Annotated in this window: 13 protein-coding genes; 4 read left to right on the top strand and 9 right to left on the bottom strand. The window is 72.0% G+C overall.

The genetic code is table 11. The features are described 5' to 3' along the window. The first annotated feature begins 123 nt into the window (after positions 1-123). Positions 124-1,029, top strand: coding sequence for an ATP-dependent DNA ligase (locus I004_RS0115755; RefSeq protein WP_028436293.1), 906 nt, complete (start codon positions 124-126; stop codon positions 1,027-1,029). Positions 1,030-1,377: 348 nt separating this feature from the next. On the opposite strand, the gene I004_RS0115750 is transcribed toward I004_RS0115755, so the two are convergent. Beyond that, on the bottom strand, positions 1,378-3,591 hold the full coding sequence (locus I004_RS0115750) for an FUSC family protein (RefSeq protein ID WP_028436292.1): 2,214 nt from the start codon (positions 3,589-3,591) through the stop codon (positions 1,378-1,380). A 32-nt stretch (positions 3,592-3,623) separates the two neighbouring features. On the opposite strand from I004_RS0115750, the gene I004_RS39500 reads away from it, so the two are divergent. The 3 genes from I004_RS39500 (at position 3,624) to I004_RS34160 (ending at position 4,930) form a co-directional block, all read left to right on the top strand. Continuing rightward, positions 3,624-3,761, top strand: a complete 138-nt coding sequence (locus I004_RS39500; protein WP_158677042.1) for a hypothetical protein — start codon at positions 3,624-3,626, stop codon at positions 3,759-3,761. Positions 3,762-3,840: 79 nt separating this feature from the next. Further along, the gene (locus I004_RS0115740) at positions 3,841-4,338 is read left to right on the top strand and encodes a GyrI-like domain-containing protein (RefSeq protein ID WP_028436291.1); all 498 of its coding nucleotides are present in this window, start codon (positions 3,841-3,843) and stop codon (positions 4,336-4,338) included. 43 nt (positions 4,339-4,381) lie between these two features. After that, the gene (locus tag I004_RS34160) at positions 4,382-4,930 is read left to right on the top strand and encodes a GNAT family N-acetyltransferase (protein ID WP_078511249.1); all 549 of its coding nucleotides are present in this window, start codon (positions 4,382-4,384) and stop codon (positions 4,928-4,930) included. A 93-nt stretch (positions 4,931-5,023) separates the two neighbouring features. Here the strand turns inward: I004_RS34160 and I004_RS0115730 are convergent, their stop codons facing one another. From I004_RS0115730 to iolC, 8 genes are all read right to left on the bottom strand, one after another. Then, positions 5,024-6,238, bottom strand: a complete 1,215-nt coding sequence (locus tag I004_RS0115730) for a serine hydrolase domain-containing protein (protein WP_028436290.1) — start codon at positions 6,236-6,238, stop codon at positions 5,024-5,026. Between the two features lie 133 nt (positions 6,239-6,371). Beyond that, positions 6,372-6,536 (bottom strand): hypothetical protein, encoded by a 165-nt coding sequence (locus I004_RS39495; protein ID WP_158677041.1) that lies wholly within the window; start codon positions 6,534-6,536, stop codon positions 6,372-6,374. Between the two features lie 22 nt (positions 6,537-6,558). Next, a complete protein-coding gene (locus I004_RS0115720) occupies positions 6,559-7,209 on the bottom strand; it encodes a class I SAM-dependent methyltransferase (protein WP_028436289.1) in 651 nt (216 codons plus the stop codon). 143 nt (positions 7,210-7,352) lie between these two features. Beyond that, complete coding sequence (locus tag I004_RS0115715; protein ID WP_028436288.1) at positions 7,353-8,849, bottom strand: CoA-acylating methylmalonate-semialdehyde dehydrogenase; 1,497 nt, start codon at positions 8,847-8,849, stop codon at positions 7,353-7,355. 118 nt (positions 8,850-8,967) lie between these two features. Then, positions 8,968-10,920, bottom strand: coding sequence for a 3D-(3,5/4)-trihydroxycyclohexane-1,2-dione acylhydrolase (decyclizing) (iolD, locus tag I004_RS0115710; RefSeq protein WP_078511247.1), 1,953 nt, complete (start codon positions 10,918-10,920; stop codon positions 8,968-8,970). Further along, a complete protein-coding gene (gene iolB, locus I004_RS0115705) occupies positions 10,917-11,894 on the bottom strand; it encodes a 5-deoxy-glucuronate isomerase (RefSeq protein ID WP_028436286.1) in 978 nt (325 codons plus the stop codon). The genes iolD and iolB overlap by 4 nt, the downstream gene beginning before the upstream one ends. A 121-nt stretch (positions 11,895-12,015) precedes the next feature. Continuing rightward, entirely contained in the window at positions 12,016-12,897 is an 882-nt protein-coding gene (locus I004_RS0115700) for a Cgl0159 family (beta/alpha)8-fold protein (protein WP_037976333.1), read from the bottom strand. Between the two features lie 68 nt (positions 12,898-12,965). Further along, on the bottom strand, positions 12,966-13,985 hold the full coding sequence (iolC, locus tag I004_RS0115695; RefSeq protein WP_028436284.1) for a 5-dehydro-2-deoxygluconokinase: 1,020 nt from the start codon (positions 13,983-13,985) through the stop codon (positions 12,966-12,968). Positions 13,986-14,165 lie beyond the last annotated feature (180 nt).

The raw sequence follows: 14,165 nt of genomic DNA, 5'->3' as shown, positions 1-14,165 counted from the left end.
AGTGCTGACCCGGCCGGCGCCCGTAACTCATCGGCACCCCCGCTCCGCCACAGCGGTGGAGTGCCCGCCCGGCTGCGGCGTGGCCGCCCGCCCGTCCCGTGGCGCAGCGTGAGGCTGGGCGCCGTGAATTCCGGTGCGAACGGTGCGCTCGTGGTACGGCTGCCGGTGGAGCTCGTACGGCCGAAGCCGGCGGAGGCGGTCCCCGACGGGCCCGGCTGGCACCACTCCATCAAGCTCGACGGCTGGCGGGTGGCCCTCGCCGTCACCGCCGAGGGGGTGCGGATCCACTCCCGCAGCAAGCGTGAGGTGACGAGCCAGTTCCCCGAACTCGTCGACGCCGCTTCACAGTTGGCCACCGGCACCGTCATCGACGGCGAGGTGGTGGTGTGGAACGAGCAGCAGCGCTCCTTCGACTTCGAGGCCCTCCAGTCGCGGGGCCTGGCGAGGCGGCCCAGGTCCACGGCTCCCGGGGCGATCCTGGTCGCCTTCGACCTGCTCGCGGTGCCGCACACGGATCTGCGGGCGGAGCCCTTGCGTACGCGCTGGCCGCGACTGCGCGACGTCGTGGACGAGGCGGGCCCGGAGATTCAGATGGTGCTCGCCACGGACGACGCGGAGGAGGCCCGCACATGGATGCGCGACATGAGAGCGCAGGGCGTCGAGGGGATCGTCTCCAAGCGCTGGGACTCCTCCTACCGCCCCGGAGACCCCCGGGCCGCCTGGCGGAAGGTGAGGTCGGCCGACACGACCGACGCCCGGCTCATCGGCATCACGGGCCCGGAGCGGCGGCCCTGGGGGGCAGTCGTCGAACTCCCCGACGGTCGCCGGGCGTTGACCACGCCCCGGCTGGCCCCCGTGGCCGCGTCCCAGTTGGGCCGTGCCGTGGCAGACCGGCTCGGCGCGTCCGTCACGGACACCGAACTGGATGTGCGGTGGCGGCCGTTGACAGAACCGCTCACGGCGGAGGTGCGCGTACGCACCGGCCGCGTCCCGCTCGTGCGGTACGTGCGCCTTCGCCCAGACGTCTGACGGGTACGGCTGACGGAGACGGCGGCGAGACGCCGGACCTCCGACGGAGATCACGACCGGGCCCGTCCGGACCGGACACGGCGAACGGGCACGCGCTGCCGGGGAGTTCGCGGCGCCGGCCGACGCCGTCCACCCACCCGTGCCGGGGACCGGCCGGTCAGGCCCCGGGGGCCTTCACTCCGTGGACGCCTGCGTACTCGCAGGCCCGCCAGAGGCCCAAGTCCTCGGTCAGCACGGTCAGTCCGGCGGGGGTCGCTGCTGCCGGAACCGGTCATGGCGGCGGCCCGTGGCATCCGTCCGACCCTCGCGATCGTCCCGTCCGCCCACAGGCCGCGCGCCGCCGGCCACTCACTTCGAGGTCACCGCGTCCGCGAGGTCTTCGAGGGCGTCGGCCAGCAGGTCCGCGCTGCGCAGGGCGACCGAGGGGGAAGGACGGCCGGCCTCCCGCTCCCACCATCGGGACAGCGCTTCGTGCACCGGGCCGAAGTCCGGGGCCTCCTTCTCGCGGACCGTCCTCGACGCCTCGGGCAGCGTGGTCTCCAGAGCGCGGGCGAACTCGTTGGCGCCCGGGTCGGGTTCGGCGTCCGGCCCGGGCAGATGTGCCTCCAGCAGCATCGTGACGCGTCCCGTCGTGATCAGTGCGTCCTGTGCGTCGGCGGCGGAGCGCAGCGAGAGTCCGCCACGGTGGCGTACGGGCTCCGCTCCCGCCCGCGACGCCGTCCGGTCCCACTCCTGGCGTGCGGCGCGGGTGTCCAGCAGCGCCTCGCGGATCCTGCGGTCGGGATGCCCGGGCAGCGGTGTGCCCGTGGGGCCCGAGGCGGTGACCTTCGGGTCGGCGAAGCGGTCCAGCACCGCGACCGTGTAACTGCCCGTCGCCGTCAGCCAGTCGGCGAGCCGGTCCCGCAGCATCGGTGTCTCCCACGTAGGGAAGACCGCGTAGCTGAGCATGGCCACCGCGCCGCCCAGCGCCGTCAGCCAGATCCTCTCCAGCACCGTCTGGGACCACAGCGACCCGGCGATGCTCAGCAGGAAGACCACGTACGCGCCGATGCACGCGGAGACGATGGCGTAGCCGGTGCGCATCAGCAGATACATCAGGCCGATGCTCACCACCGCGAGCCCGGCGCTGCCCCAGGGCGGGGGATGCAACAGCGCGGTCACCGAGCCGGCGACGGCCACGCCGACGAGCGTCCCGGCCAGCCGCGCGAAGCCCCTCTCGTACGTACGGGAGAAGTCCGGCCGCATCACCATCACCACGGTCAGCGGCGCCCAGTAGCCGTGTTCGGGCGGCAGCGCCTTGCCCAGGAGATAGGTCGCGGCCACGGCGACGGCGACCCGCACCGCGTGCCTGCACACCGGTGAGGACCAGCGCAGCTCGCGGCGGAGGACGCGCAGCGCGACAGGCACGAGCCCGGTCAGGGACGGCTGGGTCAAGTGCCGTGGCGCGCGCGCCTCTTCGGGCGTCGCTTCGGTGTCGACATAGACGTCCTCGTCCTCGGAGCGGTCCGGCCTGGCCGGCATCCGCCACGTCGCGCGCGGGACGAGCGGAAGGGAGCGGGTTACCTCGACCGGTTCCTGCGCGGCGTCGACCGCCTCCTGCGTCAGCGCGATGAGCCGCATGGCGGCCTTGCGTGCCGGACCGTGCAACACCGGCCCCGTTTCCGGGACTTGCAGGACGGCGAGCGCGTCCTGCGGGATGCGCACGCGTTCGCCACGGCGGATCGCGCGGGCCGTGGCGTCCAGTACGGTCGCGGCCGCCGACAGCAACTCCCTTACGCGCTCCCGCTCCTGCCCCACCATGGGCGCCCCCACGTCGGGGTCGGCGAGGGATGCGAGCACCGGCCTGAACCGTTCGGCCAGCCCCCGGTATCCGCCCAACTGCCGTGGTCGCCGGCGCGCCTGGCGCGGGGTCACAGCGGCGGCGCTGCGAGCCGTCATCAGCGGCTCGGGATCGAAGGGGGCGCTGGGGTCGTGGCGAAGACGGCGCGCGTAGTCGGCGACGGCGGCCAGCGCGTCGGCGAGCGCGTCACGCCGCTCGCCCCACCGCCGTACGGGAAGCAGCACGATCAGGGCCGCCTGCACACATCCGCCGGCCGCGATGAGCGCCGTGTGCGCGAGAGCGCCGAGCAGCGTCGTGGGCAGGGTGACGGTGACGAGCATGACGGCCACGGTCGAGGAGGCCACCACGCCTGCGGTGGGTCCGACCCCCCACGCCATGCCCGACAGGAACGCCCAGACCGCGAGCAGCACCACGAACGCCAGCGGTTCGCCCGCCGCGAGGAAGCCGACGAAGGTCGACAGGGCCAGCCCCGCCGCCGCGGACAGCGCCAGCACGGGGCGCGGCCGCCAGCTCCGCTGGAAGGTGGCCACACCGGAGGAGAAGGCCCCGAACGCGGAGGACACCGCGAGTTCGGGCGAGCCGGCCCACAGCGTGAGCCCGACGACGATCGCGACGCCGAGCGCTCCCCGCAGAGCCACGAGCGGATGGAGCGCCGTCGGCTCCACCGACAGTCCGGACCGCGCCGTCTCACCGATCGCACGGAGCCAGGGCAGGACCTTCATGCCGTCGAGCTTACGGGGGCGCTTCCGAGCCGATGCCCGAGGTCACGGGTGTGCGCGGCACCACACGGCGCACGGTCGCCGGCGCCGCCCGGCGGGCCACGGAGGAGGACGACGGCACGACCCTGGTGGCCCTGGCTCCGACGGCCGGCCCGCACCGCCGGAAGCGATGAGTTCCACCCGATCCGCCGGTCGGTCCCAGAACGCACATGCCTACACACACCCGCGTGCGCACACCACCTGGGGAGGATCATGACCAGCAACGCATCACGGCCCGCCGGACCATCATCCGGCGGACCCGAACTCGTCACGGTCGGCGAGACCGTCACCGCCGTCGTCCGTGGTGTCGTGCCGCTCACGGGGCTGCGGGACTTCTTCGACGGCTCGTTCCGGGCGCTCGGCGAGACCCTCGCCCGCCAGCAAGTCACGGTCACAGGCCCGGCGTTCGGCTTCTACCGCGAGCCGCCGACGGAGACCGCCGTCCTCGAGGTCGGCTTCGCGACGGACCGCCCCGTCCGGCCCGAGGGCGACGTCGTCGCCGGCTCCCTCCCCGCGACGCGGGTCGCCCGGCTCGTCCACCACGGCTCGTTCGACGGACTGGGCGCCTCGTGGGAGCGGCTCTACGCCTGGACGCACGAACAAGGGCTGAAGACGGGCCCGGGAATGTGGGAGGTCTACCTCACCGAACCGACCCCCGACATGGACCCCGGCGAGCTGCGTACGGAACTCAACGTCCCCGTCACCGAGTGACGGGACTGCGCCGAAAGCCGTCGGCCCGGGGCACCATGGGCGTGTGAACGGCATCGAGATCCGCCCCGTCCGGACCGGCGAACTGGAGGCCGTGGCCCGGCTGCGGTGGCAGTGGGCGAAGGAGAGGCAACGGACGCCCGTCACCTCCCGGGACGAGTTCGTGAGCCGGTTCGTGACGTGGGCGCTGCAGAACGGGTCCTCGCACAGTTGCGTGGTCATGGTCCGTGACGACGAGGTCATCGGCATGGCCTGGCTCGCCGTCACGCAGCGGGTGCCGCATCCCGGAGCCCTGGAACGGGCGTCGGGGGACGTGCAGTGCGTGTACGTGTCGCCGGAGGAGCGCGGCGCCGGTCTGGGCGGCAGGCTGATCGACGAGGTCCTGGCCCTGGCACGCGAATCGGGGCTGGAGCGGCTGACGGTGCACTCCAGCGACGCCGCCGTCTCGGCCTACCTCCGCGCGGGCTTCGCCCACTCCCGCCTTCTGCTCCAGGCCGAACCACGGGCGGCGGCAGCCGGCCCGGACCCTGGTGCCGCCGGGAGCAGCGGCACCAGGGACGAACGTCCGAACACAGCGGCGGCGGACGCGAGTTGAGGACGGGGTGCGGTCCCTCCGGCTCATGCATCGCTCCCGGTGCGACTGCATCCGCCCTGCGGGCAGGACCGTGGAGCCCCGCTCAGGGCACCGTCAGACCGACGCCGCGTAGCGCCAGAAGTCCCGCATCAGTGCCGGCGGTGACGGGCTGTTCATCTCCACCTGGCTGAGCAGGATCGTGACCCCTCCGGTGGACGGGATGACGTGTGCCCCGGTCCCGGTGCCGCCGATCCAGCCGTAGCGCCCCGGTACGTTCCAGGGGTCGACCGTCTCGACGTCGACCGAGCCGCCGAAGCCCCAGCCCTGGCCCTCCAGGAACAGCTGGGAGGCCTCGCGCTGGGACGGAGTCAGCTGGTCGGTGGTCATCTGCCCCACCGACTCTGGGGTCAGGAGGCTGCGGCTGTCCGTCCGGCCCTGAGCGAGAAGCATGCGGGCGAACGAGTGCAGGTCGTCGACGGTCGAGACGAGCCCGCCGGCGCCGGAGGGGAAGGCGGGGAGGCTGCTCCACTGCCCGTCGGGTGCGTCGAGCAGTTCGAGTCCGGCCGGCCCGTCCACCGGATCGCGGCCCTCCCCCGCGTCCTGGTCCTCGCCCGCGTCCTGACCTTCGCCCGGGCGCCGGTAGTAGCTGACGAGCCGCTCGCGCTTCGCCGCCGGAGCCTCGAAGCCGGTGTCGGCCATGCCCAGCGGCTCGAAGATCCGCTCGGCCAGGAACTCGTCGAACGTGCGGCCCGAGACGCGGGCCACCAGGACGCCGAGGATGTCCGAGCAGGTGTTGTACAGCCAGCCGTCGCCGGGTTGGTGCAGCAGCGGGATGCGGGAGAGCCGCGTCATCCATTCTTCGGGCGCCGGGACGTGCTGGGGCTGAGGCGGCCCCTGCTTCAACTCTTCGGCCAGCAACTGCACGACCGGCAGCGAGAATTCGGAGGGGAAGCCGTACCCGGCGCGGAACGTGAGCAGATCGGCGAGCGTGATCGGCCTGGAGGCCGGTACCACGTCGTCGACCGGGGACGAAGGCGTACGGACAACGCTCGGCGACGCCAGTTCGGGAAGCCACTGCTCCACGGGGTCCTTGAGCGCGATGCGCCCGTCCTCGACCAGCATCATCGCCGCGGCGGCCGTGACCGGCTTGGTGACCGAGGCGACGCGGAAGATCGATTCCCTCGTCATCGGGGAGACGCCTGCGGTGTCCGCGGAACCGGCTGCCTCCACCTCGACGTGGTTGCCGCGGGCCACCAGAGCCACCGCGCCCGGCACCGGCTCCGTTCCCCGGCCGGAGTGCGTCTCCAGGACGTCGTGGAGGTTCGTCATCGTTCACCTTCATCTTCCCGAGGTGGTGCAGTCGGAGGGCAGACATCCCGTACGCGGGAATGTCATCGCCCGAGTCCGGCGCGGCAGGGGGACCGCTGGAACTCCGGCGCACGGGTGCCCTGGTCGACGCAGGTCACTCGAAGGCGGCGATCGCCGTCATCGTCGGGCGGATGTTGCGTACGGCAGACAGCCGGTGCGTCACGGGAGCCAGTACGCCGTGGTAGAGACCGCGACCACGCGGCACGGGCAGTTCGCGCACGTCGCGGATCTTCGGATGGAACGCCCGCACCGTCTTCAACTCGCCCGCGGCCCGCCTCCCGCTATGGCTTCCGCGCCAGGAGGAAGGCCTGGGGCGTGGTCTCCATGCCCCGCCCGTCGGCCTCGCGCAACAGCCGGGACTCGACGGTCAGTCCGGCCTCGCAGAGCAGCTCAGCTATCCGTTCCGGCTGCTGACGGTGAAAGTCGAGGGAGACCGGGTGGCCCAGTGGACGTGCCAAGTACACGGATTCATCCCCGACTTGGAAGGCGACCAGCAGATGGCCGCCCGGCACGAGCATCCGGTGGAACTCGGCGAAAACGTCCAGCAGCAGGTCACCGGGAGTGTGGATTATCGAGTACCAGGACACTATTCCGGCGAGTGCACCGTCCGGCAGGCCCAGGTCCGTCATCGAGCCCTCTTCGAAGCGGAGTTGCGGGTTGGCCCGGCGGGCCAGCTCGACCATCCGCGGCGAAAGGTCGACCCCGTACACGGAGAGCCCCAGCTCGCGCAGATGTGCCGTCATGCGGCCCGGACCGCATCCCAGGTCGGCGACCTTCCCGCCTCCGGCGCTCAGGACCAGCTCGGCGAAGGTGGCCAGCAGAGCGCGGTCCAGCGGCTTTGCGGCCAGCTCGTCGTGGAAGCGTTCGGCGTACTCGGGGGCCACGGCGTCGTAGAAGGTCCGGGTGGCGCCGAGGAAGTCCGGTCCGGTCACAACCGGGGACCTTAACAGCGTTGCGCGGAACGGCTGTTGGGGATGTGACGACCTGCTTCCATGAACGGCGTCGGCCCCGCCCGGAGGAACCGGACGGGGCCGACGCGGACCATGCGGGCCGAATGGGCTCGGCCCGCGGCGTCCTACGACGAGGTGGGGAAGCCCAGGTTGATCCCACCGCTCTCCGCGGGGTCGGGCCAGCGCGTGGTGATGACCTTCCCGCGCGTGTAGAAGGCGATGCCGTCGTTGCCGTAGATGTGCAGGTCCCCGAAGAGGGAGTCCTTCCAGCCGCCGAAGGAGTGGTGGCCGACCGGCACCGGGATGGGCACGTTGACGCCCACCATGCCCGCCTCGACCTCCAGTTGGAAGCGGCGGGCCGCGCCGCCGTCGCGCGTGAAGATCGCGGTGCCGTTGCCCCACCGGCTGCAGTTGATGAGCTTGATCGCCTCGTCGTAGCTGTCCGCCCGTACGACGCACAGCACCGGGCCGAAGATCTCGTCCCGGTAGGCGTCCATGTCCGCGGACACCTTGTCGAGGAGGGAGACGCCGAGGAAGAAGCCGTCCTCGTGGCCCTCGACGGTGTAGCCGGTGCCGTCGACGACGACGTCCGCGCCCTGTTCGCGCGCGCCGCCCACGTACGAGGCCACCTTGTCGCGGTGCTCGCGGGTGATGAGCGGGCCCATCTCGGAGGACGGGTCGTCGCCGGGGCCGATGCGCAGCTTGTGAGCGCGGTCGGCGATCTTCGCCACCAGTTCGTCGCCGGTGTCGCCCACGGCGACGACGACGGAGACGGCCATGCAGCGCTCACCGGCCGAACCGTAGGCCGCGTTGATGGCGTTGTCGGCGGCGAAGTCCAGGTCGGCGTCCGGCAGTACGAGCATGTGGTTCTTCGCACCGCCCAGCGCCTGGACCCGCTTGCCGTGCGCGACGGCCTCCGTCTGGATGTACTTGGCGATCGGCGTCGACCCGACGAAGCTGACGCCCGCGACGTCCGGGTGGGACAGCAGCCGGTCGACCGCGATCTTGTCGCCGTTGACGACGTTGAACACACCGTCCGGCAGGCCCGCCTCGGCGGCGAGTTCGGCGAGACGGTACGGCGCGGACGGGTCCTTCTCGCTCGGCTTCAGCACGAAGGTGTTACCGCAGGCGATGGCGAGCGGGAACATCCACATCGGCACCATCGCGGGGAAGTTGAACGGCGTGATGCCCGCGACCACTCCGAGCGGCTGGCGGATGGAGGAGACGTCGACGCGCGAGGAGACCTGCGTGGACAGTTCGCCCTTGAGCTTCTCCGGGATGCCACAGGCGAGTTCGAGGATCTCCATGCCGCGGGCCACCTCGCCGAGCGCGTCGGAGTGGACCTTGCCGTGCTCGGAGGTGATCAGCGCGGCGATCTCGTCGCGGTGGGCGTCGAGGAGTTCGCGGTACTTGAAGAGAAAGGCCGTGCGCTTGGCGAGAGAACTCTGCGACCACTCCTCGTACGCACGCCGTGCGGCGTCGACGGCCGAGTCCACCTCCTCGGCCGAGGCAAGCGCCACATGTGTGGGCTGCGCGCCGGTGGCGGGGTTGTAGACGGGCCCGACGTTTCCCGAGACGGATTCGACGGCCTTGCCGCCGATCCAGTGTCCGAGAGTCTTCATGTGGTGGCCCTACTTTCTTGATCGTGGGTTCGAAGTCCGGTCGTATGAAGGGCTGTTCGACTGTGGCTCGTCGGCCCCTGAGCCGCTGGGCTCCTGGGCTCCTGGGCTCCTGGGCTGCTCACAAGTGGCGCCGCCTGGCCGCCGCGTGGCGTTCGTACTCCTCGCGCGCCCTTCGGGCGGCCGGGCGGCCCGAGGTCTCGGCGACGACGACGTCCCACCAGGCCGCGGCGCCCGGAGGCGCCGGCGCGGAGGGGCTGGTGTCGGTCTCGACGTAGACGCACGTCGGCCGGTCGGAGGCGCGGGCCTGCGCGAGCGCGGTGCGCAGTTCGCCGACGGTCTCCGCACGGATGACCTCCAGGCCCAGCGAGGCGGCGTTGGCGGCGAGGTCGACGGGCAGCGGCTCGCCCGTGTACGTGCCGTCGGGCGCGCGGTACCGGTACGCGGTGCCGAAACGTTCGGCACCGGTCTGCTCGGACAGGCCGCCGATCGAGGCGTAGCCGTGGTTCTGCACCAGCACCACGTTGATGTTGACGCCCTCCTGCACCGCCGTGACGATCTCGCCGGGCAGCATCAGATACGTGCCGTCGCCGACCAGCGCCCACACCGGCCGGTCCGGTGCGGCGAGGCGGACACCGATGGCGCCGGGGATCTCGTAGCCCATGCAGGAGTAGCCGTACTCCAGGTGGTACTGGCGCGGCGAGCGTGCCCGCCACAGCTTGTGCAGGTCGCCGGGGAGGGAACCCGCGGCGTTGATCACGACGTCGTCGTCACCGACGACTCCGTCCAGCGCACCCAGCACCTGGGACTGTGTGGGGCGCGCGCCCTCGTCCTTGGCGGCGAACGCGGAATCGACGGCCCGCTCCCAACTCGCCTTGCCCTGCGCGTACTCCTCCTCGTACGCGGCCGCGACCCGGTGCCCCAGCAGCGCCCCGCTGAGCGCCTCCAGTCCGGCACGGGCGTCGGCGACGAGCGTCTGCGCGCCCATCTTGTGCGAGTCGAAGGGGGCGATGTTGAGGTTGAGGAAACGCACGTCCGGCTCGGCGAAGAGCGTGTTCGACGCGGTGGTGAAGTCGCTGTAGCGGGTGCCGACACCGATGACGAGGTCCGCGGCGCGTGCCAGGTCGTCGGCGACAGCCGTTCCCGTGTGGCCCACGGCGCCCACGTCGCAGGGGTGGTCGTGGCGCAGCGACCCCTTGCCGGCCTGGGTGCTCGCGACGGGGATGCCGGTGGCGTCGGCCAGTGCCCGCAGCGCGTCCTCGGCCTCGCTGTGGTGGATGCCGCCGCCCGCGATGATCAAGGGCCGGCGGGCGGCCAGTACGGCGGTGGCGGCGGCCGCGACCTCGGTGGCCTCGGGGCCGGGCCTGCGTACGTGCCACACGCGTTCGGCGAAGAACTCCTCCGGCCAGTCGTACGCCTCGGCCTGCACGTCCTGGGGGAGCGCCAGCGTGACGGCCCCGGTCTCTGCGGGGTCGGCGAGGATCCGCATCGCCTGGAGCGCCGCCGGGATCAGCGCCTCCGGCCTGTGCACGCGGTCGAAGTAGCGGGAGACGGGACGCAGCGCGTCGTTGACGGAGACGTCGCCGGCGCTGGGCACTTCCAGCTGCTGGAGCACCGGGTCGGCGGTGCGGGTGGCGAAGATGTCGCCGGGGAGGAGCAGGACCGGCAGCCGGTTGACGGTGGCGAGGGCGGCGCCCGTCACGAGGTTCGTGGCGCCGGGGCCGATCGAGGTGGTGACGGCGTGGGCGGAGAGCCGGTTGTTGTGACGGGCGTAGCCGACAGCCGCGTGCACCATGGCCTGTTCGTTGCGGCCCTGGAGGTAGCGCAGCGGCGCGTCGTCGCCCTGGCCGCTCTCCACGAGTGCCTGCCCGATTCCGGCGACGTTGCCGTGGCCGAAGATGCCCCAGCAGGCGTCGATCAGCCGGTGGCGCTTCCCGTCGCGTTCCGTGTACTGGGCGGCGAGGAAACGCACCAGTGCCTGCGCGACCGTGAGCCGTACGGTGCGCGGCCGCCCCTCGGCAGGGACGCCGGCCCGGTCCTCCGTGCGGCGGTCCGTTCCCGGTACGGAGTTCACTCGCCCGTCTCTCCTTCCACAGTCGGTGCGTGGTAGAGCGGCAGCCTTGGATCGACAGGCTGCTCCTCCCAGCTGCCTCGGATCCAGGCGTGATCTGGATGGTCGCAGATAAGCCACGCGCGCTCCAGACCCGGTCCGGCCATCACGTTCAGGTAGTACATGTCGTGGCCGGGCGCGGCGATGGACGGCCCGTGCCAGCCGTCGGGGATCAGCACGGCGTCGCCGTCGCGCACCTCCGCCAGCACGTCGGTGCCGCTGCCCGGACCGGAGGGCGAGACACGCTGGTAGCCCATGCCGGGGACGGTGCGGGAGTCCGTGTGGTGCGGGGCGATCTCGAAGTAGTAGATCTCCTCCAGTTCGCTCTCCACACCGGGCCGGTCCTCGTCGTGCTTGTGCGGCGGGTACGAGGACCAGTTGCCGCCCGGCGTCAGCACCTCGACGGCGATGAGCTGGTCGGCCTCGAAGACGCCGGCGGCGCCGAAGTTGTTGACCTGCCGCGAGCAGTTGCCCCTGCCGCGCAGCTCGACGGGGACGGCCGAGGCGGGCCCGTAGCGTGCCGGCATCCGCCGGGTGCAGCGGGCGCCGGTGAGGGCGAAGCGGCCGCCGCCGGAGCTGGTGATGCTCACCTCCGCGTCGCGCGGTACGTACGCGAAGTCGCTCACGCCGTCGAAGACGCTTGTGCGGCCGTGCAGTTCGAACCTTTCGCCCTCGGCCGCGACGGTGCAGCCGCCGCTGAGCGGGAGGACGATCCACTCGCTGTCCCCCGCGCCGAAGTCGTGGGTGCCGCCGGGCTCCAGTTCGAGGACGCGCAGCGAGGAGTAGCCCCAGTCGGCCCGCCGCGGGTCGATGTCGAGGGTGTACTCGCGTGTGCCGGTGCTGCCCGCCGGGAGATGGAATCCGGTGCCGGAGCCCCCCGGGGTCCCGGCCGCGCGCGCCGTCTCGCTCGTGCCTGTGGTGCCTGTCGTGCTCGTCATGTCCGCCCTCCTCGGCCGTGTCGTCGCCACGGCCCTCTCGCCGTGCTCGGGCCCTTTCCGTACGTGCGTCTCCTGCCAGGGTTGCCGCTCGCGCGGCTTCGACCCATGGCGGCGTGGCCGGTCACAGCAGCCCGACCGCGGTGTCCACTGCCTCCGCGACGTCGCCGTCCGCCGGGTAGAGCAGGGACCGTCCCACCACCAGCCCGTGGACGGACGGGAGCCGCAGCGCCGTACGCCACTTCTCGTACGCGCCTTCCTGGTCGCCGTTGGTCTCCCCGCCCAGCAGGACGACCGGCAGGGTCGAGGTCTCGCACACCCACGTCATGTCGTCGGGGTCGTCGGCGACGGGGAGCTTGAGCCAGGTGTAGGCGGAGGTTCCGCCGAGTCCGGAGGCGATCGCGATGGAGCGGGTGATCGCCTCCGCGCTGAGGTCGTTGCGGACCTGGCCCTCCACGCGGCGGGAGATGAACGGCTCGACGAAGACGGGCAGCCGGCGGGCCGCCATGTCGTCCACGGCGCGTGCGGTGGAGTGCATCGTGGCCAGCGAGCCGGCGTCGTCGTAGTCGATGCGCAGCAGCGCCTTGCCGGCGTCGAAGCGCAGCCGTTCGATGTCCTCGGCGCGGTATCCCGTGAAGCGGTCGTCGAGTTCGTAGGAGGCGCCGGCCAGTCCCCCGCGGTTCATCGACCCCATGACGATCTTGTTCTCGAGGGCACCCAGGAGCAGCAGGTCCTCCAGGATGTCGGCGGTCGCCAGTACGCCGTCGACGCCCGGACGGGACAGGGCCAGCACCAGTCGCTCCAGCAGCTCCGCGCGGTTGGCCATGGCCAGGTCGCTGCCGCCGGTGCCCAGGGCCCCGCGGGCGGGGTGGTCGGCGGCGACGATCATCAACCGGCCGCTCTCGCCGACCAGAGAGCGGCGGGCGCGTCCGGCGGCAGCCTCCGCGATCGCCTCCGGGTGCCGGGCCCGTACGGCGACGAGGTCACAGATGCTGATGCTGCTCAAGTCGGTTGCTCGCTTTCGTGCTGGCCGCGGGCGCGGACGGACGCGGGGTCGGTGCCGGGGCGCGGCCGTCAGCCCCGCAGGAGCTCCTCGACCTCTACGGCCGTCGGCATCGCGGCGGAGCAGGCGAGCCGGGAGGCGACGAGCGCGCCCGCGGCGTTCGCGTACCGCATGAGGTACTCCAGGTCCCACCCGGCGAGCAGGCCGTGGCACAGCGAGCCGCCGAAGGCGTCGCCGGCTCCGAGGCCGTTGACGACCTCGACCGGATGCGGCGGCACCTCCACGCGGGTGCCGTCGCGGTGTGCGGCGAGCACCCCTTTTGGGCCCTGCTTGACGACGGCGAGCTCGACGCCCGCCTCCAGGAGCGCGTCGGCGCATGCCTGGGGCTCGCGCGTGCCGGTCGCGACCTGGCATTCGTCGAGGTTGCCGACGGCGACGGTGGCGTTCGCGAGGGCACGGCGGTAGTGCGGGCGCGCCTCGGCCATGACGTCCTCTTCCGTGGTCGCGCCGCCCTCGCCCCAGAACATGGGCCGCCAGTCCATGTCGAAGACGGTGGCCGTCCGGACGTAGGAGTCCGTGCCGGCCGGGTGCCGCATCCGGCTCTCCGCACGGGCCTCCAGAGCGGTGAGCGTCGTGGTGCGGCTGGGCTCGGCGCACAGGCCCGTGCCCGTCACCCAGAAGATGTGCGCGGCCGCGATCGCGCCGAAGTCCAGGTCGTCCGGGACGAGTTCGAGGTCGGGGGCCTTGGGCTCGCGGTAGAAGTACAGCGGGAAGTCGTCGGGCGGGAAGATCTCGCAGAAGGTCACCGGCGTGGGGTACTTCGTCACGGGTGTCACCCAGCGGTCGTCCACGCCGAAGCCTTGCAGCGCCTGGTGGCAGTACTCGCCGAAGGGGTCGTTCCCGGTGCGGCTGATGACGGCGCTGGAGCGGCCCAGCCGGGAGGCGGCGACGGCCACGTTGGTCGCGGAGCCACCGAGGAACTTCCCGAACGTCTCGACCTGGGGCAGCGGAACACCCGTCTGCAACGGATAGATGTCGACGCCGATGCGGCCCATCGTGACGACGTCGTGCGGCTCTTCCGTGACTGCCATGGATGCCCTCTCATGGGTCGTTCCCTCGGTCGGCCTCCTCATCGTCAGTGCTGACGGCAAAACCTGTCAATGATTTGTCCTTACATACTGACGTCCCCGCCCACAAGGCAGTTCGGCGGCTACGGTGACCGCGGGCACCGGATCCCCGGTTTACGTCCGTATGAAACGTTGTCCTTACAT

It is taken from the genome of Streptomyces sp. TAA486, assembly GCF_000426165.1.
This window is presented reverse-complemented; position numbering and strand designations above follow the sequence as displayed.